Source organism: Paenibacillus sp. RS8, assembly GCF_041956825.1.
Classification (GTDB): domain Bacteria; phylum Bacillota; class Bacilli; order Paenibacillales; family Paenibacillaceae; genus Paenibacillus_AQ.
In genome coordinates, this window is sequence record NZ_CP168131.1 from 4,997,023 (window position 1) to 5,021,395 (window position 24,373).

21 protein-coding genes are annotated in these 24,373 nt (G+C 40.3%); 16 read left to right on the forward strand and 5 right to left on the reverse strand.

Annotation, left to right across the window (positions count from 1 at the left end):
- Positions 1-185 precede the first annotated feature (185 nt).
- The 5 genes from ACDZ28_RS23720 to ACDZ28_RS23740 all read left to right on the forward strand — a co-directional run bounded on the left by ACDZ28_RS23720 (position 186) and on the right by ACDZ28_RS23740 (position 5,912).
- Complete coding sequence (locus ACDZ28_RS23720; RefSeq protein WP_375105401.1) at positions 186-830, forward strand: formylglycine-generating enzyme family protein; 645 nt, start codon at positions 186-188, stop codon at positions 828-830.
- 635 nt (positions 831-1,465) lie between these two features.
- Complete coding sequence (locus ACDZ28_RS23725; protein WP_052414601.1) at positions 1,466-1,849, forward strand: hypothetical protein; 384 nt, start codon at positions 1,466-1,468, stop codon at positions 1,847-1,849.
- Positions 1,836-2,321, forward strand: a complete 486-nt coding sequence (locus ACDZ28_RS23730) for a nitroreductase family protein (protein ID WP_375102910.1) — start codon at positions 1,836-1,838, stop codon at positions 2,319-2,321. Before ACDZ28_RS23725 ends, ACDZ28_RS23730 begins: the two co-directional genes overlap by 14 nt.
- A gap of 11 nt (positions 2,322-2,332) precedes the next feature.
- Positions 2,333-4,072, forward strand: a complete 1,740-nt coding sequence (locus ACDZ28_RS23735; RefSeq protein WP_076118608.1) for an ABC transporter ATP-binding protein — start codon at positions 2,333-2,335, stop codon at positions 4,070-4,072.
- The gene (locus ACDZ28_RS23740) at positions 4,059-5,912 is read left to right on the forward strand and encodes an ABC transporter ATP-binding protein (RefSeq protein WP_375102911.1); all 1,854 of its coding nucleotides are present in this window, start codon (positions 4,059-4,061) and stop codon (positions 5,910-5,912) included. The genes ACDZ28_RS23735 and ACDZ28_RS23740 overlap by 14 nt, the downstream gene beginning before the upstream one ends.
- A 79-nt stretch (positions 5,913-5,991) precedes the next feature.
- On the opposite strand, the gene ACDZ28_RS23745 is transcribed toward ACDZ28_RS23740, so the two are convergent.
- The 3 genes from ACDZ28_RS23745 to ACDZ28_RS23755 form a co-directional block, all read right to left on the reverse strand.
- Positions 5,992-6,537, reverse strand: coding sequence for a TetR/AcrR family transcriptional regulator (locus ACDZ28_RS23745; RefSeq protein ID WP_076118610.1), 546 nt, complete (start codon positions 6,535-6,537; stop codon positions 5,992-5,994).
- Positions 6,538-7,134: 597 nt separating this feature from the next.
- Complete coding sequence (locus ACDZ28_RS23750; protein WP_375102912.1) at positions 7,135-7,680, reverse strand: hypothetical protein; 546 nt, start codon at positions 7,678-7,680, stop codon at positions 7,135-7,137.
- Between the two features lie 340 nt (positions 7,681-8,020).
- A complete protein-coding gene (locus ACDZ28_RS23755) occupies positions 8,021-9,157 on the reverse strand; it encodes a DUF563 domain-containing protein (protein ID WP_375102913.1) in 1,137 nt (378 codons plus the stop codon).
- Positions 9,158-9,377: 220 nt separating this feature from the next.
- On the opposite strand from ACDZ28_RS23755, the gene ACDZ28_RS23760 reads away from it, so the two are divergent.
- Together ACDZ28_RS23760 and ACDZ28_RS23765 are read left to right on the forward strand one after the other, a co-directional pair.
- Positions 9,378-10,358: an aldo/keto reductase gene (locus ACDZ28_RS23760; RefSeq protein WP_375102914.1), complete on the forward strand. Its 981-nt coding sequence runs from the start codon at positions 9,378-9,380 to the stop codon at positions 10,356-10,358.
- Positions 10,359-10,385: 27 nt separating this feature from the next.
- A complete protein-coding gene (locus ACDZ28_RS23765) occupies positions 10,386-10,733 on the forward strand; it encodes a MerR family transcriptional regulator (protein WP_375102915.1) in 348 nt (115 codons plus the stop codon).
- A 41-nt stretch (positions 10,734-10,774) separates the two neighbouring features.
- Here the strand turns inward: ACDZ28_RS23765 and ACDZ28_RS23770 are convergent, their stop codons facing one another.
- On the reverse strand, positions 10,775-11,638 hold the full coding sequence (locus ACDZ28_RS23770; RefSeq protein WP_375102916.1) for a helix-turn-helix domain-containing protein: 864 nt from the start codon (positions 11,636-11,638) through the stop codon (positions 10,775-10,777).
- A gap of 139 nt (positions 11,639-11,777) precedes the next feature.
- Between ACDZ28_RS23770 and ACDZ28_RS23775 the strand changes: the two genes are divergently transcribed.
- The gene (locus ACDZ28_RS23775; protein ID WP_375102917.1) at positions 11,778-13,271 is read left to right on the forward strand and encodes a glycoside hydrolase family 43 protein; all 1,494 of its coding nucleotides are present in this window, start codon (positions 11,778-11,780) and stop codon (positions 13,269-13,271) included.
- Positions 13,272-13,395: 124 nt separating this feature from the next.
- Here ACDZ28_RS23775 and ACDZ28_RS23780 read toward each other — a convergent pair whose 3' ends face one another.
- On the reverse strand, positions 13,396-14,304 hold the full coding sequence (locus ACDZ28_RS23780; RefSeq protein WP_042127677.1) for an AraC family transcriptional regulator: 909 nt from the start codon (positions 14,302-14,304) through the stop codon (positions 13,396-13,398).
- Positions 14,305-14,547: 243 nt separating this feature from the next.
- Here ACDZ28_RS23780 and ACDZ28_RS23785 point away from each other — a divergent pair, with 243 nt between their 5' ends.
- The 8 genes from ACDZ28_RS23785 to ACDZ28_RS23820 all read left to right on the forward strand — a co-directional run bounded on the left by ACDZ28_RS23785 (position 14,548) and on the right by ACDZ28_RS23820 (position 24,211).
- Positions 14,548-15,204 (forward strand): TetR/AcrR family transcriptional regulator, encoded by a 657-nt coding sequence (locus tag ACDZ28_RS23785; RefSeq protein ID WP_375102918.1) that lies wholly within the window; start codon positions 14,548-14,550, stop codon positions 15,202-15,204.
- A 30-nt stretch (positions 15,205-15,234) separates the two neighbouring features.
- Positions 15,235-16,185 (forward strand): ABC transporter ATP-binding protein, encoded by a 951-nt coding sequence (locus ACDZ28_RS23790; protein WP_375102919.1) that lies wholly within the window; start codon positions 15,235-15,237, stop codon positions 16,183-16,185.
- Positions 16,166-17,047 carry an ABC transporter ATP-binding protein gene (locus tag ACDZ28_RS23795; RefSeq protein WP_375102920.1) on the forward strand — a complete coding sequence of 294 codons (882 nt, stop codon included), beginning with the start codon at positions 16,166-16,168 and terminating at the stop codon, positions 17,045-17,047. Before ACDZ28_RS23790 ends, ACDZ28_RS23795 begins: the two co-directional genes overlap by 20 nt.
- Positions 17,048-17,061: 14 nt before the next feature.
- Positions 17,062-17,847, forward strand: a complete 786-nt coding sequence (locus tag ACDZ28_RS23800; protein ID WP_375102921.1) for an ABC transporter permease subunit — start codon at positions 17,062-17,064, stop codon at positions 17,845-17,847.
- A gap of 120 nt (positions 17,848-17,967) precedes the next feature.
- Positions 17,968-18,858, forward strand: a complete 891-nt coding sequence (locus ACDZ28_RS23805) for a hypothetical protein (RefSeq protein ID WP_042127690.1) — start codon at positions 17,968-17,970, stop codon at positions 18,856-18,858.
- Between the two features lie 520 nt (positions 18,859-19,378).
- The gene (locus ACDZ28_RS23810) at positions 19,379-20,938 is read left to right on the forward strand and encodes a helix-turn-helix domain-containing protein (protein ID WP_375102922.1); all 1,560 of its coding nucleotides are present in this window, start codon (positions 19,379-19,381) and stop codon (positions 20,936-20,938) included.
- Positions 20,935-22,725, forward strand: a complete 1,791-nt coding sequence (locus ACDZ28_RS23815; RefSeq protein ID WP_375102923.1) for a sensor histidine kinase — start codon at positions 20,935-20,937, stop codon at positions 22,723-22,725. Before ACDZ28_RS23810 ends, ACDZ28_RS23815 begins: the two co-directional genes overlap by 4 nt.
- Positions 22,726-22,909: 184 nt before the next feature.
- Positions 22,910-24,211, forward strand: coding sequence for an ABC transporter substrate-binding protein (locus ACDZ28_RS23820; protein WP_042127696.1), 1,302 nt, complete (start codon positions 22,910-22,912; stop codon positions 24,209-24,211).
- The last annotated feature ends 162 nt before the right edge of the window (positions 24,212-24,373 follow it).

Here is a 24,373-nt window from a genome sequence, read left to right on the forward strand (position 1 = left end):
GAATATAATTTGATTAATTCATAGTAATTTTCTAGGAATTGTATAGATTATAATTCTATTCCTGATCCTCTGTCAATACTTGATTAGTATAATTTGGATTTTTGCATTCCAATAGGTTGAGATCTTTAAATAACAGGGAGGTGGATAAAGTGTCAAATGAACTTGAGCACTATTTGGACTATCCTATGGTAAAAATTCCGGCAGGAGAAATAGAATTAAGAGACGATAGAAAGAAAAGCAAATGGAAAGTTGAATTAAATCCGTTTCTTCTTGCTCGATTCCCTGTCACAGTGGATCTCTACAATGCTATAACTAATAAAGAATCTAAATCACCAGAGGAAAATCTCAAGCCCATGGTGGGTATTTCTTGGCATGATGCTATTTCCTTTTGTAATCTGCTATCCCAGAAGTCTGGATTGAAAGAAGTCTATTCTATAAGTGAAGATAGTGAACACATTATTTTTGATGGGGATGCAGATGGTTTTCGACTCCCTTCTGAGGCGGAGTGGCAATATGCATGTAAAGCAGGGACTACCGGCTATCAATACGGTGAGCTAGATAAGATTGCTTGGTATAATGAAAATTCAGATGGCGAACTGCATACAGTAGGGACGAAAGAACCGAACGCATGGGGGCTTTATGATATGTTAGGGAATGTTTGGGAGTGGTGCTGGGATTTATATGATGAACAAGTATATGGCTCCTATCGTATTTTTCGAGGAGGCAGTTGGGCTGAAGAGGCCAGAGGTTGCGGAGCTACCTGTCGTCGTCGCAGCCACCCTACATTTAGTGTGGATGATCTTGGATTTCGTCTTGCTCGATCTTTATAGAACAATTCGTTTCCACATGAATTCTAGTACTTTATGCTGAACAGGTTGATATCAAAGATTTTATTTTAGTAACTGTAACCAACACAGAAAATGATTGTCTCTAAATTAGACTTTCTTAAGGAGGTGCTTCTAGAATTAGAAGGTTTGTAGCTATCTCCGCAGTAATTATTACTCTTCTCGTTATTGGAATGTACGCAGCACTTCAGTATAAATATAATACGCTTGAGAATAACTTGAGAGAATATTTGATAACAGTAGAAGGGTATTCTGAATCTGATTTACTAAGTGTAAAAGCTAAACTGAGCTCTATGCCAAAGTTCCCAGTTTATGTTAGATTTGCTAACGATCCAGATACAGATTATATTTTCACAGACAGAGATGCATCAGATTGGAAACAACTAGATCCTAAGGAGCCGCAAAGATTAAAGAAGGTTAATCATTAGTTGATATATAGCAAATTTACCTTGATCAGAAAAATAACTGGCATTTCGTTAAGTTAACCGCACACTGTGCGGTTTTTTCTTTGTGGATCTATCCAATGGAATTGATAACTTGACAGATCTTATTCTTGCGTATACATTTGTATACATAACCGTAACGTATACATATGTATACAAACAAAAGGAGGAGTAAATATGCGTGATGGACATTTCGGAAAACGCGGTCATAGAGAACATGGGGAACACAAAGACCACGGAGAGCATAGAGATCGCGAGCATATGAGCAGACATGGGATGGATTCTATGGACGGTCCCCCAAAAAGTGCTCAAACTTTTCGTCGCGGCAGAGCTTTAGCATTTTTGGAAAAGCTTAATGTGAATCGAGCCACTTTACAGCGGCAGCTGCAAACACCGGAGCTGGATTCGATTAAACAAGTCATTAGCGGTGAATTAAAAGCAACGGAAGCGATCATTGAAGAGTTTATCCATATTTTTCAGATTCATGAAGTAACGCCGGAAGATAAGACTGTTGGCGAAATTAAAAAAGAGGAGAATGATCAAAAAAATGAAAACCATTGATCTTATTAAAACCCGTAGAAGTATTAAGCAATTTAAGGCGGATTCGATTCATGAGGATGATTTATTGAATTGGCTGGAAGCAGCTAGTTATGCTCCAAACCATCGGATGAACGAACCTTGGGAACTCCTATTTATCGGGCCTGATACTAGAGCTAAATTAAAGCATAAGACGAATTTTGGAAGCGCTCCTGTCGTTCTTGCTATCTTATCTAAACCTGGTGCAACCGCGTTTGAACGTGACGAGAATGTTATGGCTGCCGCATGTTTCGCACAGAACTTCTTATTAGCTGCACATGAAGTGGGGGTTGGAGCATATTGGGCTTCTTTAGGTGCTTTGCCTCATAATCGTGAAATTCTAGGTGTCCCGCAAGATTACGATGTGATTGGAGTATTTGGTATTGGATATCCGGAGGAAGTTCCAAATGCTAAGCCAAGAACACCGATGAAATCAAAAATCACATATTTATCTTAAAAGGTGATGGAATGTGGAAACTTAAGAGTTACTTAAGGCCATATTGGGTGTGGTCTGTGTTAGCACCACTTATGATGATGCTCGAAGTGTTTATGGATTTGCTTCAGCCTACACTAATGGCGAGTATTGTGGATCATGGGATTATGACGAAAGATTTATCACATATTTATTCGACGGGATTGACCATGCTTGGAGTGGCATTTGTCGGTCTAATTGGTGGGGTGGGCTGCACCATTTTTTCGAGCATCGCCTCACAAAATTTCGGGAATGATTTACGGATTAACCTGTTTGAACATATTCAGAAATTCTCAAACAAGAATCTGGACCAATTGAAGACGGGATCGTTGATTACTCGCTTAACAAACGATGTGGTGCAACTACAAACCTTTGTTCAGATGATTTTGCGGAATATTCGATCACCATTGCTATTAATCGGCAGCTTAGTGATGGCCATCCGGATTAGTCCTTCGTTGACTCTCATCCTTGTCGTTGCCGTACCCCTGTTGGTTGTAATATTGTATGGGTTAATTCGGCTTTCTTTTCCTCTGTTTGAGAAAATGCAGGTCAAATTAGACGGCGTCAACACAGTATTGCAGGAAAACTTATCGGGTATTCGTGTAGTTAAGGCCTTCGTCCGTGCTAAGCATGAACAGAAAAGGTTTAATACAGCCAACAAGGATTACACAGAAACAGCGATAAAAGCGGTACGACTAATGTCGTTGAATATGCCGCTTATGATGCTTGTGCTCAATGCCAGTATTGTAGCTGTTCTTTGGTTTGGTGGGCTGCAGAGCTGGAACGGATCGCTGCCAGTCGGTCAGTTGATCGCCTTCATTAACTATATCACCCAATTGTTGATGTCTATGCTGATGTTGAGCAATATGCTCACCTTCTTCTCACGTGCAAAGGTCTCAGCAGATCGTGAGAATGAAGTGTTTTCCACCATTAGTGAGATTACAGAAGCTTCCGAAGCTAAAAAAGATACCATAACTAACGGTCGAATTGTATTTGATAATGTTTCATTTGCCTATGATACTACGGATGAGAATCTTGTATTAGACGGCATTAATTTTTCTGCCGAGCCAGGTGAAACCGTAGCCATACTTGGAGCCACTGGTGCTGGTAAATCGACCTTGGTCAGTCTTATTCCAAGACTTTACGAAGTGTCCTCGGGCTCTATTACAATTGATGGTTCTGACACGCGGCAGATTTCTTTAAAGCATTTACGCCGCAAGATCGGTTATGTTATGCAGCAGGCTATTCTGTTCAGTGGAACAATCCGGGATAATATCCGATATGGAAGACCAGAGGCTACAGATGAAGAAGTGGAACAAGCAGCAATAGCTGCAGAAGCTCACCATTTTATATTAGAACTTCCAGAGGGTTATGATACAGTGCTTGGCCAACGAGGCATCAACTTGTCTGGAGGGCAGAAGCAGCGGCTTTCGATTGCAAGAGCACTATTAATTCAGCCTACAATTCTCATCATGGATGACAGTACGAGCGCGCTCGATGCGGCGACAGAGTCGCGGATTCGGCAAATGTTAAAAAAACGACTGAGCAATAGTACGAATATTTTGATTGCTCAGCGTGTCACATCTGTGATTGATGCGGATCGCATTTTGATTCTAGAAAACGGTCGAATCGCAGTACAAGGTACACATGATGGACTTCTGAGCAATAGTGAAATTTACCGAGACATCTGGAAATCACAGATGAAGGGTGAGGAGGTTCCTTATGTCAAAGCATGATAACGGCATGAACACTCCTCCGATCCATAGATCAGGCGGATTTGGTCCAGGAATAGGACCAGGGTCTGGCCCCGGACGCGGCGCTGCTGTACCAATTGTGCGTGCCAAAAATCAAGCCAGCACACTTAAACGTATCTGGACTTACTTGAATCGTCAGCGGTTTGGGTTAATTATTGTATATGTATTTACGATATTAAATGCACTACTTTCATTGATAGGACCCTATCTCATTGGTAAGGCAATTGATACTGCGGTTATTCCACATGATTATCAGGGCCTTATTCGGTTTTGTGTACTCCTTATTGGTATTTATGGTCTAAGTAGTGTAGTTGCATGGGTGCAAGCATACGTCATGACATCAGTTTCGCAAAATACCGTATTTGAGCTGCGTCGTGATCTGTTCAGTAAGTATCAGCAGTTACCCATTAAATTTTTTGATACACGGGCTAACGGAGAATTGATGAGCCGAGCAACGAACGATATAGAGAGCGTATCCAGCACACTCAATCAGAGTGTAACTCAATTGTTAAACAGTTTGATAACGCTAAGCGGTTCACTCGTTATTATGTTAATGTTGAACGTTCCGTTAACCGTAGTTTCATTAATTACGATCCCGCTCGTTTTATTGGCTAGTCGTAAAATCATAGGGTTAAGCCGAACTTATTTTAGAAATCAGCAGCGGCATTTAGGTGAACTGGGCGGGTTTATCGAAGAAACCATCAGCGGACAAAAGGTGGTTAAACAATATAGCAGGGAAGAGGCAGAAGTTAAACGATTCCGTAAAATCAGCGGAGAGCTGAATAAGGTTAGTATCAAGGCACAAATCGTATCTGGTTTAGTTGGGCCTGTGATGAACATGATAAACAACCTTGGATTTGCGATCATTGCCGGGGTTGGTGGATGGATGGCATTCCATAACATGGCTACAGTAGGCATAATCGTTAGCTTCCTGACCTATTCCAAACAGTTCGGTCGACCCATTTCTGATCTTGCTAATCAGTACAATTTAATTCAATCTGCAATCGCCGGTGCGGAGCGTGTATTTGAGGTTTTGGAGATGCCATCCGAATATGAAGATGAGCAGAGTGAAGATCTTCCACGGTTAAAAGGGGAGGTTGTGTTCCGGGACGTTTCTTTTGCTTATAAACCGGATTCCCCGATTCTGTCTGGAGTTACGTTTGAAGCAAAACCTGGAGAGAAAATTGCGCTCGTTGGCCCAACAGGAGCAGGTAAAACAACCATTGTTAACCTGCTGATCCGTTTCTATGATTTGAGTGGCGGCTCCATACGGATTGATGATCGCGACATCCGTGAGCTTGATAAAAATGCACTTCGTAGTCAACTTGGGATGGTGTTGCAAGATGCGCATGTATTCTCTGGAACGATTAGGGAAAACATTCGGTTTGGTCGGCTCGATGCAACTGATCAAGAAATTGAACAAGCGGCGCGGCTAGCCAATGCGGATGCATTTATCAAAAGATTGCCGCATGGCTATGAGACACTCCTCAATGCGGAAGGCAGTAATCTGAGCCATGGACAGCGTCAATTGTTAACGATCGCTCGCGCAATTCTAGCTGATCCAGCTATTCTAATCCTAGACGAAGCAACCAGTAGTGTGGATACACGAACGGAAATGCATATTCAACAGGCGATGAAGAATTTGATGAAGGGACGAACCAGTTTTGTGATCGCCCACAGGCTTAGTACGATCCAGGATGCTGATCGTATTCTCGTTATCCAGGATGGAGGAATTGCTGAACAAGGAAATCATGAGGAGCTTCTTGCGATGCAAGGTGCCTATTACGAGTTATACAATACCCAGTTCAAGCGAGTGATTTAAAGGAATATATAAAGAGCAACGATTCATTCATTTATGGAGAATCGCTGCTCTTTTTTATAACTGTACCGTACTGTCAAAGCTATAAATTCCGCTCTAACAATGTTCCAAGCTGTTCAGCCAAGACTTGATGTGTCACTGGCTTCTCATTCTTGAACCACCATTCCACTACACCTGCATAAGCCGATGCAACAAAATTAATAATAATCTCCTCATTTAATCCCTGATTTATCCCTTCCGTTACATTTACTTCATGTCGAAACTCATTTTGAAGAAAAGTTAAGAACCGATTCCGGAAATAAGGGGCGCCTTTACTCGCCAGCATCATAGAGAAAAAAGAATAATGATGATCGAAGTATTCCGTCCATTTCAACGTAGCTTCGATAAAATCTAATTCCGCTGCAGATTCGCAAAGTACTCTAAGAACTTCTATATGTTCCTCGATAAGCTTATCTAACAAATCATATTTATCCAGATAATGAAGATAAATGGTTCCTCGGCTTACATTAGCCTTGTCAGAGAGTTCCTGTATGGTAATCTCGTCAAAATTCTTCTCGGACATCAGTTCTATAACAGCCCTCTTAAGTGCTTCTTGTGATTTGAGAATCCTTCTATCCACTTTAGGCACGTGAATTTTCACCTTACTTTCTATAATTAATGAACATTTCTATAGAACCTGTTCAGTATTGAACAGAACGTGCACATCGTACAATTGAATGTCATCTATAACTGTTTATAATAATAGACTATAGTTCATTAATGAATCAACATACATTATCGAAAGGGTGTTTTCATATCATGTCCAAAATCCGAGATAAAGTTGTAATTACGGTGTAGCGATCAATGAAATGATTATACGTCCAACCATTCAAGTAGGATAAAAAGGAATCTTTATGGATAGACCCTATATTATTTCCCATATGCTAAGTATGCAGTTGCCGTGGATTCTTTTGGAGAATTAGGATGGACCCAAAATTATATTTCAGAGGGAAGTAACAGTTCGTTGAAGTGCTTACGGAGCAGGTATCTGACGCTTATCTAGCTCATCTGAAGGAAATTAGGAATATCTTATATTTTTGGAGGATTAAAAAATTGGATTTTGCTGTAGTGGTAGAAAAGCTGAAACAATTATTTTTAATTGATGAGTTATTGCTAGAGCGTTGGGGTGTTCTTAAATGGCTCCTTTCTGAATGAAGACTTAATTGATGAATTGAGCCTGGTCTTCCTATTTATTTTCATTAACTACTTGTTGAGCAATGCTAAGGATCGTTTCCTCATCCAAACTGTTATATTTTAAAGTGATTGAACCTTTTGAAGCATTGAATGCTAAAAACGTATAATTACTATTTTTTATTTTTTGTACCTGATTTCCGCTAACATCAATAATATCAGCATCGTTTAAATCCACTTGAGTATTGGTATAGGCTATTTCAATGAGTGTTTCTCCTTGAAAAGGTCCGTAGATGATTTCTCTTTCATTGGACGCTTTTTGTTCCTTTGTTAACATCTCCAGCTTCCCTTTGTTTTTTGTATATGTGACTAAAACTTCTTGATTATCTCCAATGAAGTTGCCTTCTTTGTCTTTTGGAGGAAATTTATGCTGTATATAACTAACTTCATATCCGTCTAGTGTAGGGATACTAAATGATGATGCTAAAGCACTAACTTGCGCCTGTGCTTTAGCTAATTCATCATTGGAACCATCCTTTTGACATCCTGATATTAAAAATATAATTGCAGCAATAAAAAATATATATCCAAATTTGTTCATGAAATCACCTCTAATGATTTGAATTAAATACTAATGGGCAATTTTAATAGTCCGTAGATATACTTCAGTTACATTCCTCTCAATCCTCTGAATATCCGTAATATGGAATAATTGAATATACGCTGTGAAAGGGAATTTGTTGCACTAAACTCCTTCTTAGTTCAATGAGAAAATGCTGAACAATGAAGCTTGGTGTTCGTGTCCGTCATAGAGATGTTAGAATTCGCCCATGTCTAAGAACGCCAGAGTAAATCGTCTTCTGACGGTCTCGGATAACTAATACACATATTTGGTCGTTAATTTGATTAAACATAGCTAGTAAATAAGAAATTACATAGTCTTAAGCCTTCAACCCTGCTAAATGTAAAGTCTGTTTCAGACGATCTATATCCACATAAATATCTTCAAATCCCGGAAAACGAATAGCAGGATCTGGCCAGCCTTGACCATACATCATGTAATAATCGAGAGTGTTATGGTTGCTGATCATCCAATACGTTGGAACGACATGCCGATCATGAAAAATTTCAATTACTTGAGTTCCGCTTTGACAAAAAGCCAAATTTGCCAGTCCAGCCCCATGTGCACCCAAGATTACTTTTGCCGAAGCGAATAACTGGATTTGCTGTGCAACCGTCCAATCCTCTAGATAAATGGTTTGAATACTGTATTCCTCAAGGCAACGAGTAACTTCCATTTCATTGATCAAGCGCCTAGTGCTGGCTTTGTTTCGTGAAATATAAATACGCTCAGGAGTGGCGAGCGTTATATCCCTATGTGGCAGGAAAAATTTACGTAGTGTATCCGTAGCCCATGTGGGGTAGTGGGAATTCATCATTAAAGAAGGGACAAGCAGCTGATCAGCTTCATAATAGGCTTCTGGATTTGTCCGGATTACTAACGACTCTGATATGCCTAACATTGCCCAAGTTTGACCTACAAATGGCCCGTAAGGGTTTGGATTCATGATGATAGAGGTATAAGGAATTCCAATTGTTTTGAGCATCGCCAGCCGAGGGAGCACATCATACATCCAGTGGAAATAGTTATGGCTTCCACAAAACGTCAACACGGCCGAGGTCCCTTTTATATGTTGAAGCTTCGGATTATTCCACTGGTGGAACACAGGGTGTTCCTCTGCTTCTAGCATTCTATTTTGCACAGCATCATATTCCTGTGACAGATCAAAGATTAGCTTTCCTTCCGAAGATAGAACAGCACCAGATTCACCCCACACCCTCCCACTAGAGATGGCAGCTACATAGCCGCCAAAAGGCTGTAAGGAATAGGGCGTTAGAACAGGATGGATGTTTGTTTCAATACTTTTAGGAGCAGTGAAATCGGTCGCCTGACCGAAATCAAACGGAATAACATGTCCAGCTTCATGGACCATTCCTCTTTGTTCCCATTCTGTTGTAAGTTCCAAGATATTTCGGTAATATCCATGGGGCGTTTCCCCGTTCATAGAAAAACTCATCGGCTCACCTCTTTTGACCAAGTAGAACTCCAAAAACATCATTAAGCTATTCTATGGCACAAAAAAACTTTAGGACACCATTCTTTCTGAAAAGGGCGAGTGAACGGGGCTTAAGGCAGTTAGTTTCATAAAGGGCTTGACTTGGAGTGAACTCCAAGTGAAATAATAGCAGATATCAGCAAATGAACTTTATTATCTAGCGAAAGAGAGGAATCATTAAATGGACTATGTGAAACTTGGTAATACCGGCCTAGATGTATCAAGGCTATGTCTAGGCTGTATGAGCTTCGGGGTAGCCGAACGTTGGATTCATAAATGGGTGCTTGATGAGGAGCAGAGCCGGCTGATCATAAAAAAAGCCCTTGAGCTCGGAATTAATTTTTTTGATACGGCTAATGTGTATTCGGACGGAACAAGTGAAGAGATTCTCGGACGAGCTATTAGGGATTATGCTAACCGAGATGAAATTGTCCTAGCGACTAAGGTCTACAATCGTATGCACGAAGGACCGAATGGTGCGGGTCTCTCCAGAAAAGCAATCATGAGTGAGATTGACAAGAGTCTTAAAAGATTAGGAACTGATTATGTGGATTTGTACCAGATTCATCGCTGGGATTATCACACACCTATCGAGGAAACGATGGAGGCTCTTCATGATATTGTTAAGGCGGGTAAAGCGAGATACATTGGTGCTTCAGCTATGTATGCTTGGCAATTTCAGAAAGCTTTATATGTAGCGGAAAAGAATGGTTGGACTCGGTTTGTATCGATGCAGAATCACCTCAACCTTATCTACCGTGAAGAAGAGCGCGAGATGTTGCCACTTTGTAAGGAAGAAAAAATCGGTGTTATTCCTTACAGTCCGCTGGCTTCCGGAAGATTAACTCGCGACTGGGCAGTAACGACACATCGTTCAGAGACCGATCAAATACAAAAATCCAAATATGATGGAACTGCAGATGCAGATCGATTAGTCGTGGAGCGAGTAGCTGCGATCGCCGAAAAACATGGTGTTCCGCGGATTCATATCGCCCTTGCATGGTTACTTCAGAAAGCACCGGTTACCGCTCCTATTATTGGTGCTACGAAATTATCACATCTTGAAGATGCTGTAGGAGCGCTATCGCTTACGTTAACACCGCAAGAAATTATGTTCTTAGAAGAACCTTATACACCTCACCCAATCATTGGTTTTAATTAATACCGAGTATCGGAGGATAACGAAAGGATGACTATTTCAGAAGTAAGTGAAAAATTCAATCTGTCACCGGATACGCTTCGCTATTATGAACGCATCGGTATCATTCCACATGTGAATCGCAATAAAAGCGGAAATAGAGACTATTCGGAAGAAGATTGCAGATGGATAGAACATATCAAATGTATGCGAGGCATTGGTCTTCCCGTTGAGACCTTAATTAGATATGTTGAATTGTATAGACAGGGGGATGAGGCTAATCATGCTAGAGTTGAACTCCTGATTGAGCAGCGGAAGCAACTCTTATCTAAAATGGAAGAGATGAATAGAGTATTGGAACGGATGGATGAAAAAATTGAACGAATGAGTAAACAATAAGTCCTCTTTTGAGGGCTTATTGTCGTATTAAGTCTGTTCCTTTATGACTTCTTTCGATAGGCCTTAGGAGACATACCGTAGGTTTTGGTAAATTGTCGTGTGAAATAATTGCTATCGCTAAACCCACTTTCGTGTGAGATTTGAGTAATACTGAAGTCAGAATGCTTCAACAAGCTGCAAGCCCGTTCCAGACGCAAACGATGAAGATAGGAGATGGGTGTCGTCTGATAGTAAGAACGAAAGATCCGATTTAAGTGTCTTACCGATATTCCTGAGTGAGTGGCGATTTGCTCCAACGACAAGGGTTCAAGATAGTGGTCTTCCATAAAGGAGAGCGCGTTCGCCAAATGAATTAGATGATTATCTTGGCTCTCTTTATCCTGTTTTTCATAATGCCTTGATAAATAGACAACCAGTTCCATGAACCGAGAGATAAGCAAAGTCTGATATCCCTGAAGCTTGTTGCTATATTCTTCAATCATACCGTCAATGAGGGAAGTGACGTATTCAAGCATAGGAATAGGCAAGCTTAATTTACTAGTGTAGGCGTGTTTATGACGATACAACGGTTCCAATACAAACAACGCCTGAAAGCCGTTCGAAGTCCGCAGATCCGATCCAGCTGTTGACAGCATTTCGGGCTTGTACATAATATTGCAGATCTTAAAATCCTGAGGATCTTTAAAAGCATGCGGGGTTGAACCGTTAATAACAAAGATATTCCCTTTCTTGATGAATGATTCTTCGGTATTTACAATATGAGTAGCAGTGCCACTCAAGACGATTACAAGCTCTGAGAAATCCACATGTCTGTGAAGGTCAGTATCGTTGTCATGAAAGCCGTACTGAATAAAGAATGGGAATTTCTGATCCGATGTAAACCAATTTAAATAAAATTCACTCAACTTGTTACCCTCCAAAAGCATGTCTAGATGAATGTCTATATCATGCTATTTTACGACCGAATAATCAAGGTTTATCGTTTAGTAAGTGGAGTATAATCCATGACATAGCCGCAATTGTTCAACAAAAGGAGAATGCTTCATGAAATATAATAATCCGATATTACCAGGTTTTTATCCAGATCCAAGCATTTGCAGAGTAGGCGAGGATTATTATTTGGTAAACAGTTCATTTGCTTACGTCCCGGGAATACCCATTTGGCATAGTAAAGATTTAGTCCATTGGAAGCAGCTCGGATATTGTTTGACGCGTGATTCCCAGCTTCAATTTGATAAATCGGTCGTGTCTGGAGGAGTGTGGGCACCGACCATTCGTCATCATAACGGTAGATTCTACATGGTGACGACGAATCAGGATAGCGGTGGACACTTTTATGTTTGGACAGAAGATCCAGCAGGTGAATGGTCGGATCCGATCTATGTGGATCAGGAAGGAATTGATCCATCCTTATTTTTTGACGAGGGAAAAGTGTACTTTACAAGCACTGGAAACAAGGATGGCATGGGAATTTACCAATGTGAGATTGATATCGAAACAGGCCATAAGCTTAGTGATTCCAACTTGATATGGACAGGCAGTGGCGGTAAATTCCCTGAAGGACCCCATCTATATAAGGTAAACGGCTACTATTATTTAATGTGTGCAGAAGGCGGGACGGAATATGGCCATATGGAGACTATAGCAAGAAGTAGATCACCCTATGGACCGTATGAATCCTCTCCCCGAAATCCTATTTTGAGTCATCGAAGCTCGGATTATCCTATTCAAGCTACAGGTCATGGCGATCTTGTTGAAGCACAGGATGGTAGCTGGTGGGCAGTATTTCTAGGAACTCGGCCGGTAGGGTATCCTTACCGTCATCATCTTGGCAGAGAAACATTCCTGGCTCCAGTCCAATGGAGTGAGGATGGATGGCCGATGATTGGTGATAACGGTGTTGTTGGATTAGTAATGGAAGCTGACACACCTGCACCAGTACTATGGGAAGACGAGCCTGAGACCGATGATTTCAATCAGTCCACTCTAGGAATGAGCTGGAATTTTATTCGTAATGCTAAAAAAGTCGATTGGTCTTTACAGAAACGAGCAGGGTGGCTTGCATTACGAGGATCGGATGTGAGATTGAGCGATAAGGGAACGCCAGCGTTTATTGGCCGTAGACAGCGCCACGTGGATTGTGAAATCACCACAAAAATGGAATTCAACCCTTCAGATGGTGATGAAGCGGGTCTCGTTGTGTTTATGGATCAGCAGTATCACTACGCATTCGGGCTGACCCATGTAGAAGGTGAAAATGTGATCACACTGCGAAGACAGGTAGGCAGCATAAGAGATGTGAAATATTCTTCTCCTTTTGAGGGCACAGTTATAGAATTGAAGGTTCAGGCACTCCCAGAGAAATATTTGTTTTCTTATCGAGGCGCAGATCAGATATGGCATCCACTAGGTGAAGCAGAGACACATTTGATCTCTACAGAAGTGGCAGGCGGTTTTACCGGTGTGTTCTTTGGGATGTATAACTACTCTGCCCATGGAACTACCGCATATTATGATTACTTCCGCTATCAAAAGTGATAGAGAAGCGGTACGGTAACGAGTACAAATGAAACGTAATAAGCAGCGATTCTCCATTATGGATGAATGGCTGCTTATTTTGATTTATGGCTGTCTCAAGCTCAGTTTAGACTTTAGATAATGTTTATCCAATGAGCATCCTTTCTTTCAACTGCTTAATGTCTGCTCTAGGAGGGGCACCAAACATACGAGAATATTCACGGCTGAACTGGGAGGCACTTTCATAACCTACTCGGAATGCAACTTCCGCTGCATCCGCTGACTCGGATAATAAAAGACGCCGGGCTTCTTGTAATCGCAGCTGTTTTTGAAACTGGATCGGGCTCATAGCAGTGACTTCTTTAAAATGTCTATGGAAGGAAGAGATGCTCATACTGGCCGTTTCGGCAAGTTCTTCAATTCGTAATGGCTTATCACAGTTGTTGATTATCTGTTCGATTGCCTCATTCACGCGGTAGGTACTGCTGCCTTCCAATGCAATTTGTGCCAATGCAACACCATAAGGACCTTGCAGTAGCCGATAAAGGATTTCATCGGTATAAATCGGTGCTAAAAACGGAATATCATTAGGTTCATCTAATAAACGAACCAATCGAAGAATCGCATCGAGTAAGGATAGATCTATTTGCCCCACAAACATTGCACGCTTTGCGTTTTCTTTAGAAGCGATCTTAAATTCAGAATCATTAAGCACTTTTAAGATCTGACTCTGTGTAAAATCAAGCTTGAAGCTCAGATACGGCACGTCGGGAGAAGCTTTAATTATCTTACCGACAACTGGTAAGTTCATGGATGTTATTAGGTAATTGGCAGGCCCATACTCAAAACGCTCTTGTGCCAATAACAACTCTTTTGTTCCTTGGGCAATGAAGCATAAAGAAGGTGTATACACTCTAAAGATGGGCTCGGTCACATTGGAGGTGCGAATCACAAACAATGAGGGAATAGCGGTATCTTTTACGCCATCCTGACTGGAGTGACGATCAATCAATTGAGTGAGTTCTTCTTTTCGCACTTGTATTTCTTTAGACATGGGCTCCTCCTAAAGTTGTATTCTCAATCAATTATACGGCAATAAAATGCTTATTGTTAGTGGTAGTGAGAGGAATAGGCAAGCAGGATAACGGTGTTGGCTGCTATTCAAGAAAAAATAAATTTGGAATTGAGGAAAAAATGAGTAATTACTCACTTTTTATTGACTCTCGATTTCTTATGTTCTATATTCGAGTGAGTAATCACTCACTTTACTGATGAACTCTTAAAAAGGAGTAAAAAAATGACACATGATCTATTCGATTCACTAATTGCTGCTCAAAAGACAAAAACAGATAAACAAAAAAAGATAATTGAAATAGCCATTAAATTATTTGCTGAAAAGGGCTTTGCGAATACTTCAACGGCGGAGATAGCTAAGATGGCAAACGTATCGGAAGGGACGATCTTTAAACACTACGGAACAAAAGATAAGCTGTTGCTCTCGATTATTCTGCCATTTGTGAAAGATTCTTTACCCTCAATAGCTAATGAGGTTTTTAGTGAAGTCTTAACAGAGGATACGAAGACGTTCGAGCAATTTCTTAAGGGATTTTTAAAGAATAGAATAGAATTTTTTGATAGAAATAAAGAGATCTTTCGAGTGTTTGTGAAGGAAGTCATATATAAAGATGAGCTTAAGAAAGAAATAGGCCCACATTTTATCAAAAATATCTCGCTGCTAATTTCTCGAGTAGTAGAAGAATTCAAGCAACGCGGAGAACTAAAAGATAAACCTACAGATCAAGTTTTGATTTATTTAATGACTGTTTGTGGAAGCTTCTTTGTGTCTCGATTTGTATTGTTTGAGAACTATTCCATAAGTGATGATGAAGTCGAAAACTTTGTTCATTTCGTTATGGATGGAATAAGAAATCCTTTATCTGAAGCCTCATCCTAATAGCTTACTTAGTCAGAAAGGAGCATTTATATGGCAGTGTTACAGATTGAGCATTTAACAAAAGATTATGGGCATCAGCGTGGTGTGTTCGATGTTTCATTCCAAGTTGAAAAAGGTGAAGTTTACGGATTTTTAGGGCCGAATGGAGCGGGTAAAACGACAACAATTCGCCATATCATGGGATTTTCTCGTCCTCAGAAGGGATACACCTTAGTAAATGGATTGAATAGCTGGGAGAGTGCCAGTGATATTCAAAAGAATCTAGGGTACTTGCCTGGGGAAATTGCTTTGCCTGAATCGCTGACAGGTACACAGTTTATTAAGATGATGGCTGATTTACGTGGCATCCATGATATGGCGCATACTAATTATTTGATCTCAAAATTCGAACTTGATCCAGTGGGTAGTTTAAAACGTATGTCTTTAGGGATGAAGCGGAAGCTCGCGATTGTAACAGCATTTATGCATAATCCAGACGTACTTGTTCTTGATGAGCCTACAAGCGGTCTTGATCCCATCATGCAAAATGTATTTATTGATTTTATCAAAGAGGAAAAAGAGAAAGGGAAGACGATTTTATTATCGAGCCATATTTTTAATGAGATTGATGCTACCTGTGACAAAATATCAATTATCAAAGATGGACGGTTAATTTCAACCTTTATTGCTGATGAGCTTCGTCACAATGAGAGCAAAACCTTTGAATTTGAATTCAACTCCAAAGAAGAGTTTGAGCGTTTTAGTAATGAGGTTCAGTCTCTAAAAAACATTGAGGTCGCTTCTCTAAAAGCGCATAACAATCAAGCGGAAATACGAGTGAATGATAACGATATCAACATGTTTATAAGCTACTTATCAGAATATGATTTGAAGTTTTTCTCAGAGATCAAGTTTACGCTTGAAGATTACTTCATGAAGTTTTATGACCGAAACTCTAATTCAGAGAGAGGTGCCATTGATAATGCCATTAATAGAAATTGAAAAATTGACAAAAGATTATGGCCAAGGACGAGGCATTTTTAACATCAATCTCTCAATTGAAAAAGGTGAAGTATTTGGCTTTGTCGGCACAAATGGAGCAGGTAAAACCACAGTGATTCGACATTTGATGGGCTTCTTAAAGCCGCAAATCGGAAGTGTAAGAATTAACGGAATGGACTGCTGGGAAGACTCAGCTGAGATAAAGAAAATGATAGGCTATACGCCTGGAGAGATCGCATTTCCTGATGCTCCAACTGGAACAGAATTCCTGAAACAGCAGGCTGAGCTGTTAGGACTCAAAGATATGACCTACGCAAATACAATCATCGAGAAGCTTCAACTAGATCCGACTGCTAACTTGAAAAGAATGTCCAAGGGAATGAAACAAAAGACAGCAATTGTTGCTACCTTAATGGCTGATCCTGATATTTTGATTCTAGATGAACCAACAACAGGACTTGACCCGCTAATGAGAGCTGAATTTGTAAATATCTTAAACGATGAAAAGAAGAAAGGCAAAACGATATTTATGTCGAGTCATATGTTTGAAGAGGTTGAACATACGTGTGACAAGGTTGCTCTTATTAAAGATGGTCAGATTATTGCTGTGAAATCGACACTTGAGGTTAAACATAATGAAGAGAAGACGTACAAAATAGAGTTTACTTCGCATGAAGACTACCAACGATTTTTAACAGAGCCATTTAATTGTGTCGATCAACGTGAAAGTCAAAATCAAGTCATTGTTAATATACATGATCGTCATATCAATACGCTTTTCAAAGTGCTCAAAGGCTATGAAATCAAGTTTATCACTGAGAACAAGTACACACTCGAAAAATACTTCAGAAGTCTTTACTAAAGGAGGAGAAACCAATGTTTAGTAAAACGATCTTTAAGCAAACATTGAAAGCAAATTTTAAGCTGTGGCTTATTTTCACGATAATCATGAGCGTGTTTAGTGGCGTGCTGATTGCTGTATTCGATCCAAAAACGATATCTAGCATGTCGGATATGGTGAAGGATACCCCCCTTGCGAACATGTTAGGATCAACTTCATTCCTTGGCATGCTTTCTCAGACCTTCTATTCCATGCAAGGCGTTATTCTGCCATTGATATTTGTGATTATGACCGCCAACAGTCTTATTGCATCACAGGTGGATAAAGGCTCCATGGCTTACTTGCTATCAACACCTATAAAAAGAAGCACCGTAGTCAGAACACAGGCTATTTATCTGGTAACATCGCTTATTGCAATGTTTACGATTTTATCTATCGTGGGTGTAATTTCTGTTCAGGCTTTTCAGAGCGATATTGATTTCAATATTTCAGATTTGATAATGCTAAATGTAGGTTTATTCCTCTTAATGTTTGCAACCAGCAGTATTTCTTTCTTGTTTTCTTGTATCTTCAATTTGTCCAAGAACTCACTCGCTTTTGGTGCAGGAATCCCACTTGCTTTCTTTCTCTTTGAACTGATGGGGAAGGTTGATAGCAGTCTGGAGGGATTTAAGTATATCTCACTGAATACATTATTTGATACGGATGCCATCATAAATAACGGCGATTACTCGATTCAGTTTACATTGCTTGGTGTTATTGGGATTGGACTTTATGCGATAGGCATACGAGTTTTTAAGGAAAAGGATTTGCCTTTATAATATGTGTCCGATGATTGAGGAGGGGGCACTCACATCAAAAGGAAATATCTTCTTGTCTACTTTTTAAGATATTCTTGGTAAGGTTAGGGGATATCAATGAATAAGAGGTGATGAGTTGTCATGAGTAAGAAATACTGCTTGTTCTGTGATGAGATCGTCTCCACTGCAACAGATGGCGATTATGATAGGTATTTAGGTTGTAATTGTTCTCCCGACGGGTTCTATAACTTATTGAGAGATAGCTATGAGCCGATTAATTCACTCCCGCATCAAAAGAAACGTGACATGTTTCATATCATATCGGCTTATATTCGGGAATTGACTGATCGTGAGGAGAAGGTTAGTCTATCGGCTGACGATTTGGAATCCATTGTAATATCCTCAAGAATTCCTGTGACGATTGAAGATAAAGGATACCGTTTACTGCAATACTTATACAGACATTCTGAGGCTCCAGGAGATACTATCGTTATTCAACCACTCTCCAGTAGCTATAACCTGACGTATTCGCCCAATCTGCAAGAACTGGTATATATCATAGATAAGCTGATTAACGAGCAGTTTATCATTAGAGAAGGCATGACCTTTAAGCTGACGGACGAGGGATGGAATGAAGCTGCCGCAATCGCAGGAGGCAAAAAGTTAAAACCATGTATCGTTCTATTGTCGGATGCCGAGGAGTTGCACACGGAGTGGATGGAAAAGCTGCTTCCAAAAATCGAACAATTTGGTTATACGCCGCGTTTGTTAAGACACACAACACAAAACCGTGAACCGTATTCCTTGGAGCTTATTGAAGAAAGTAAATTGATTATCGCAGATTTAACTGGTCAATCCCCTGAAGTGTATTTTACGGCAGGATATGCGCTCGGTTTGAACATCCCAGTGATATGGACCGTGAATAGCAGCGATGCCGATAATCTTTTTGTGCAAGTGAAAAATATTCGTCCAATCGTTTGGGATACAGCTGAAGAGCTGGCAGTTTTACTTCAACAGAAGTTAAGTTTGTAGAGTCCATGTCAAATTTAATACGAACATCTTACGCAGAAAGAAGCCGCGATACTCGCGGCTTTTTTCTTATCACTACAAAGGTTAATGTCCAACGGAAGGTTATTACGAAATTTTTTACTATTAGTGAGGATTGTACCGAGACTCACGAATAGGAATGCTATAATACAATTAAATTCTATAAATTAACTATAGTTTATTGTAAAACTATAGTTAATTTTTTATTTTTCAAATAGACTGAACCTGTTCTTTGGTTAGAATCAAAAATGGGGGGTTGACCATAATTGCTGATGGGGACTATTATTTGGATTAAACAAATTTAAGTTAGTCTGAATGCTTTATTTGAACAGAAGGTTGCTCAAGTCGGATGAGCCGAACAGTAACAGATAAAAAGAAAACGGTTACAAACAGGCTTTGTATATATTTAAAGGAGACGACGTTCTGATCATTCTCAAGACTTTTAAAATTTGTTCAATTAGTGAATGAATACAATAATAGGTTGAACAGCTGCAAGGGGGCAGATATGAAACCAATATTTAAAATTATGATTGTGGATGACGAGATGCTGGTTAGACAAGGAATTAAACATCTTTTGGATTGGGAACAAGAAGGGTATCGAATCGCAGGTGAGGCTTCTAACGGTCTTGAGGCATTAAGTATGATGGATGAGGTTAATCCGCATATTATTATTACAGATATCGTGATGCCAATTATGGGCGGAGAGAAGCTAGTCAAGATTGTTAAAGAGAAGTATCCTCACGTTGTTGTAATCGTCTTAAGCAGTTTCAGTGAATATGATTATGTTCGCTCCACATTTCAGAATGGTGTAGCCGATTACATCCTGAAGCCGAAGCTGGAAGCCGACTACCTATTATCCATCCTAAATAAAACTACAGCAAAAATGTCAGGGATGAAGCTGGCCGATCCAGCGATCGATCCAGAGGAAAAGAAGGTTTTACTTGCGATTGAGAAGCTCATGACGGGATATGAATCTTTACTGGAACCTACACTGCTACATTCGTGGTTTCCTCATAAACAATTCGCGTTTTTCGGAGCGGATATGAAACATATTAAAGATTCTGGTAACAAGTTAATGTTCGCAAATGAAATAGAAAGTGGAATCCGCAAGTTCGTTTTAGACAGTGCAGTGTTTATTCGGCTAAGATTTGTTAACGAATCGGTTATTTATCTATTCAATGTTGATCCGGAACAATGGGACGAGCTTGCAATTGAACTCCGTTATTTGATCTCAGAAATCGCACAGCGTGTGCAAGAAACGCATTTTATTATTAGTCAGAGTTTCACGGACTTTGTGAGTCTTGGTGCGATTTATCGAGACAATTATTTAAAGCTTAATCGATACAGTTTCTATTTGCCGGAACGAAATCTGATTGAAAATGATCATTTGCCAAGCCTTCCGGGAGCGTATCAGGAAATTGACATGGGAGAATTAATGGATCAGTTGAGACGTAAGCAATTCCAGAAGGCATTTACAGAGTTTCTGGAATATGTTCATCAACGTTCAATGGATTATCGCATGGATATTTTCGAATTCAAATCGCTATTGGGGAACTTTATATTTAACGTAGCGACGACACTTGGAAAAATGAAATTTGAGATTGGAAGTCTGGAGGAGACCAAATACGACTACTTCCGAAAAATAGATGAAGCGTTGTATGCAAGTGATGCAATTGCTGTTACTGAAGCATTCATTCATGAAGTTGAGCGCACGATTGGGGAGACGAATCCAGCTGTTAATCCAAATATGACGAAGCTTCTCGAATATATCCAGAATCATTTTGCAGATCCGATTACACTGACAGGGGTAGCTAGACAGTTTCATTTCAATGCTTCTTACTTATCGAGTTATTTTACTGCACATAATGGCGAAGGATTTAGTGAGTACCTGAATAAAGTACGGGTGGAAAAAGCTATGGAGCTGCTTGAGATAACGGAGAAATCAATTGCTGATATTAGCGCAAGCGTGGGTTACTCAGATCAAAGTTATTTTACCAAAGTATTTAAAAAACAGACTGGCATTTCTCCGAGCCGGTACCGGAGACGGGATGTTGAGCAGTCATGATCGGAGCAATCATCCACAAGCTTAGAAAGCAGGGTTTATTTCTCAAGCTTTTTCTTGTAACTCTCATAAGCATAATTACCGTATCCCTTCTGACATTGTCTATTACCATCCGTATGTCAGAGAGTTTATTCTTAAAGACCTTCAGCATAACGAACGGTAAACTACTGAATCAAATGAAGACAAACCTGGAGTCTTACAACAACGTTGTAGCTACAGGCGCTACTATGACAGCACAAAATGGAGCTGTCCGAAGCTATTTGTCTGGCGGTGAAACGGATTCAGTGACGCTTGCTATCAAAACCTACCAGATGACAGAAGGCATGCGTGCTGTCCGCTCCAACCTTAGTGCTTTTGATGTGGGTATTATGATCGTAGGAGCAAATGGCAGGAGTTATTCAACCGATCCTTGGTATTGGTCTGCTACTGCTGAAGAACTGAAGAAACACCCGATTACGAAAGCGACAGTAGCAAAACCTGAGCAAATCCTGTACCAGCTTTATCAAAAAGAAGATAGTAAAACCAAAGCGAAAGAGATCATGTTAGTGGCTTCTAAAGCTCTATTTGATCATTCTACCGGCAGTATCTATGGCACTATGTACATTGCAATTCGTGATAGCGATTTTAAGAACTTCTACGCCAATTTTACAAGTGAAGGTAATGATGTTGTGTTGCTGAATGGAAAAGGTCAAATCGTATCCAGCAGCAGGACAGAGTTAATCGGGCTGCTCGATCAACAGCTGCTCCAAGAAGTAGTTGATGAACAGAGTGCGGGAGAAAATGGAGAATCTGTCAATATCATGGGGAATGAACGAATAGTGTTCTCTGAATACTTGCCTGAATTTGATGTTTATTTGGTAAATCTGATCGATAAGAAAGCTGTGACCGGTCAGATGGTAAATGCCAAAGCAGTGTCGTTAACGATCATGGCGATCGTAGCCATTTCGCTTATTATTGTATTTTTAATTACAAGGAAAATGACGAAGTCCCTGCGTGTACTCGTTGAACAGATGTCGAGTATTCCCAAGGGAGGGTTCGATAATCATGTAGATGTTTCCACAAGCAGTTATGAAGTTAAGGAGCTGGGTAATGCTTTTAATTATATGCTTGATTCACTACATGATTATGTTGATCGGTTAATGGAGACACAGAAGCAGCAGCGTAATGCAGAGCTGGCCGCACTTCAAATGCAGATCAATCCACATTTTTTATATAATACGTTGGCTTCTATTAAATTTCTGGTACAACAGGGCAACAAGGAAAAAGCTGCTGGAACGATAAATTCGCTAATCTCACTCCTGCAAAATACTGTCAGCGATGTTCAATCCACTATACCTGTTAGTCAAGAATTAGAATCGCTGAAGCATTATGTGTTTATCAATCATGTGAGGTACGGTGAGAAGATCCGCGTGAATTATTTTGTAGAGCCTGAAAGCTTGGATTATCATATGCCAAAGCTTATTCTTCAACCTTTTATCGAAAACGCGTTCTTTCATGCATTCAACCTTAAAGATGAGGGAAGAATTCTCATCATGATTGCTGTACAGGAGCATCAGCTTGTATGCGAAGTTGTAGATAACGGAGATGGAATGGACCTTGACCCGAATTTGATGGAAGCGGAGCAGCTACCGGCGTCGAAACACAAACGCCAACTGTTCTCTGGGATCGGTATACGAAATGTAGATGATAGAATCAAATTGTTATATGGAGAGGGATACGGTATTAACATTACAAGCAAACGAAACGAAGGTACGAAAATCATTATTACGCTTCCATTGTTAAAAAACTAAAAATTTTACATGAATCTAAAAATAGTGCCAGAATTGAAATGAGAATCAAAATAGGATCCAATAATAACACCAAAGCTAACAAAGATACTGCCAAAGAAAGCGAATACAAAGTGATAAGATGGAAGCGTAGCAGGGAAAACGCTTCCATCTTTATTATTTTTCAGATTATCAAGGGGGTTAAGAAGTGAAAAAATTATTATCCGTAATGCTGGCTAGTGTGGTACTACTGTCTGCATGTTCCTCAGGTGGAACAAAAAACGATACGAGCAACTCCGGTAGTGAAGGTAATAGCAAGCCAAAAGAGATCACAGTTTGGGCTTGGGACCCAGCGTTTAACATTGCCGCTATGAATGTTGCCAAAGAGGCTTATGCGAAAGTCAATCCAGACGTAACAATAAACGTCGTAGAGAACGCACAGGCTGATATCGTTCAGAAGCTGAACACTGGGCTAAACTCTGGTTCGACGAAGGGGCTGCCTAACATTGTTCTGATCGAAGATTACCGTGCGCAGAGCTTCTTGCAAGCGTATCCGGATTCCTTTTTTGAATTAACGGATGTTGTAAAGGCTGCTGACTTTGCGGATTACAAGATTGGCCCGACCAGTGTTGACGGTAAGCAATACGGTGTTCCATTTGACTCTGGTGTAACTGGAATGTACGTACGGACAGACTATCTTGAGCAAGCAGGCTACAGCCTGGATTCATTACAGGATATCGACTGGAAGCAATATATCGAGATCGGTAAAGCTGTAAAAGAAAAAACCGGCAAAAGCATGATTACGCTTGATCCAAATGATCTTGGGCTTATCCGAGTCATGATCCAATCAGCGGGCGCATGGTACACAGGTGAAGATGGTCAAACTCCGACTATAGCAGATAATGCTGCTTTGAAAGAAGCACTTGAATTGTACAAAGAAATGATGGATTCCGGCATCGTAAAAGTAAACTCCGACTGGAGCCAATTTGTAGGCGCATTCAATAGTGGTGAAGTGGCTACTGTTCCGACAGGTAACTGGATTACACCTTCAATTAAAGCTGAAGCTTCCCAATCTGGTAAATGGGCAGTCGCTCCGCTTCCTAAGCTGGCAGCTACTACAGGCTCCGTTCACGCATCCAACCTTGGGGGCAGCTCCTGGTATGTAATGAATGTAGATGGTAAAGAGGCAGCTGCAGAGTTCCTCTCTAAGACTTTTGCCTCTGATGCTGAATTGTATCAAACGTTGAATACAAAAGTTGGTGTCATCGGTACTTTAAAAGCTGCGGCAAGCGGAGAAGCTTATTCAGCTGCGGATGAATTCTTCAAAGGTCAAAAAGTCGTATCAGATTTCGCAGCATGGACCGAGCAAATTCCAAACGTCAACTATGGCATGAACACTTACGCAATTGAGGACATTATGGTTGTAGCCGTACAATCTTATCTTGGTGGAAAAGATATCGATACAGTTCTGAAAGACGCTCAGAAGCAAGCAGATACCCAAATTCGCTAATCACACTTAGGCTGTACAATCTAAGCCCTTGCTTCTTCTTCTCCTGTAAATTGGATTTCTACAGAAGGATGGGCAGCAGGGGCTTTCATCTCTAATAAATCAGACAGAAGGGTGTGGAGTGGAGTGGAAACTGTAAAGCCAGGGCTAAGCTCTCAAAGACAT

What these genes read in the sequence shown, in the direction of transcription:
- ACDZ28_RS23720 (WP_375105401.1), top strand. Translation starts at nt 186, where the DNA reads ATGGTAAAAATTCCGGCAGGAGAAATAGAATTAAGAGACGATAGAAAG.
- ACDZ28_RS23725 (WP_052414601.1), top strand. Translation starts at nt 1,466, where the DNA reads ATGCGTGATGGACATTTCGGAAAACGCGGTCATAGAGAACATGGGGAA.
- ACDZ28_RS23730 (WP_375102910.1), top strand. Translation starts at nt 1,836, where the DNA reads ATGAAAACCATTGATCTTATTAAAACCCGTAGAAGTATTAAGCAATTT.
- ACDZ28_RS23735 (WP_076118608.1), top strand. Translation starts at nt 2,333, where the DNA reads ATGTGGAAACTTAAGAGTTACTTAAGGCCATATTGGGTGTGGTCTGTG.
- ACDZ28_RS23740 (WP_375102911.1), top strand. Translation starts at nt 4,059, where the DNA reads ATGTCAAAGCATGATAACGGCATGAACACTCCTCCGATCCATAGATCA.
- ACDZ28_RS23750 (WP_375102912.1), bottom strand. Translation starts at nt 7,680, where the DNA reads ATGAACAAATTTGGATATATATTTTTTATTGCTGCAATTATATTTTTA.
- ACDZ28_RS23755 (WP_375102913.1), bottom strand. Translation starts at nt 9,157, where the DNA reads ATGAGTTTTTCTATGAACGGGGAAACGCCCCATGGATATTACCGAAAT.
- ACDZ28_RS23760 (WP_375102914.1), top strand. Translation starts at nt 9,378, where the DNA reads ATGGACTATGTGAAACTTGGTAATACCGGCCTAGATGTATCAAGGCTA.
- ACDZ28_RS23765 (WP_375102915.1), top strand. Translation starts at nt 10,386, where the DNA reads ATGACTATTTCAGAAGTAAGTGAAAAATTCAATCTGTCACCGGATACG.
- ACDZ28_RS23775 (WP_375102917.1), top strand. Translation starts at nt 11,778, where the DNA reads ATGAAATATAATAATCCGATATTACCAGGTTTTTATCCAGATCCAAGC.
- ACDZ28_RS23780 (WP_042127677.1), bottom strand. Translation starts at nt 14,304, where the DNA reads ATGTCTAAAGAAATACAAGTGCGAAAAGAAGAACTCACTCAATTGATT.
- ACDZ28_RS23785 (WP_375102918.1), top strand. Translation starts at nt 14,548, where the DNA reads ATGACACATGATCTATTCGATTCACTAATTGCTGCTCAAAAGACAAAA.
- ACDZ28_RS23790 (WP_375102919.1), top strand. Translation starts at nt 15,235, where the DNA reads ATGGCAGTGTTACAGATTGAGCATTTAACAAAAGATTATGGGCATCAG.
- ACDZ28_RS23795 (WP_375102920.1), top strand. Translation starts at nt 16,166, where the DNA reads ATGCCATTAATAGAAATTGAAAAATTGACAAAAGATTATGGCCAAGGA.
- ACDZ28_RS23800 (WP_375102921.1), top strand. Translation starts at nt 17,062, where the DNA reads ATGTTTAGTAAAACGATCTTTAAGCAAACATTGAAAGCAAATTTTAAG.
- ACDZ28_RS23805 (WP_042127690.1), top strand. Translation starts at nt 17,968, where the DNA reads ATGAGTAAGAAATACTGCTTGTTCTGTGATGAGATCGTCTCCACTGCA.
- ACDZ28_RS23810 (WP_375102922.1), top strand. Translation starts at nt 19,379, where the DNA reads ATGAAACCAATATTTAAAATTATGATTGTGGATGACGAGATGCTGGTT.
- ACDZ28_RS23815 (WP_375102923.1), top strand. Translation starts at nt 20,935, where the DNA reads ATGATCGGAGCAATCATCCACAAGCTTAGAAAGCAGGGTTTATTTCTC.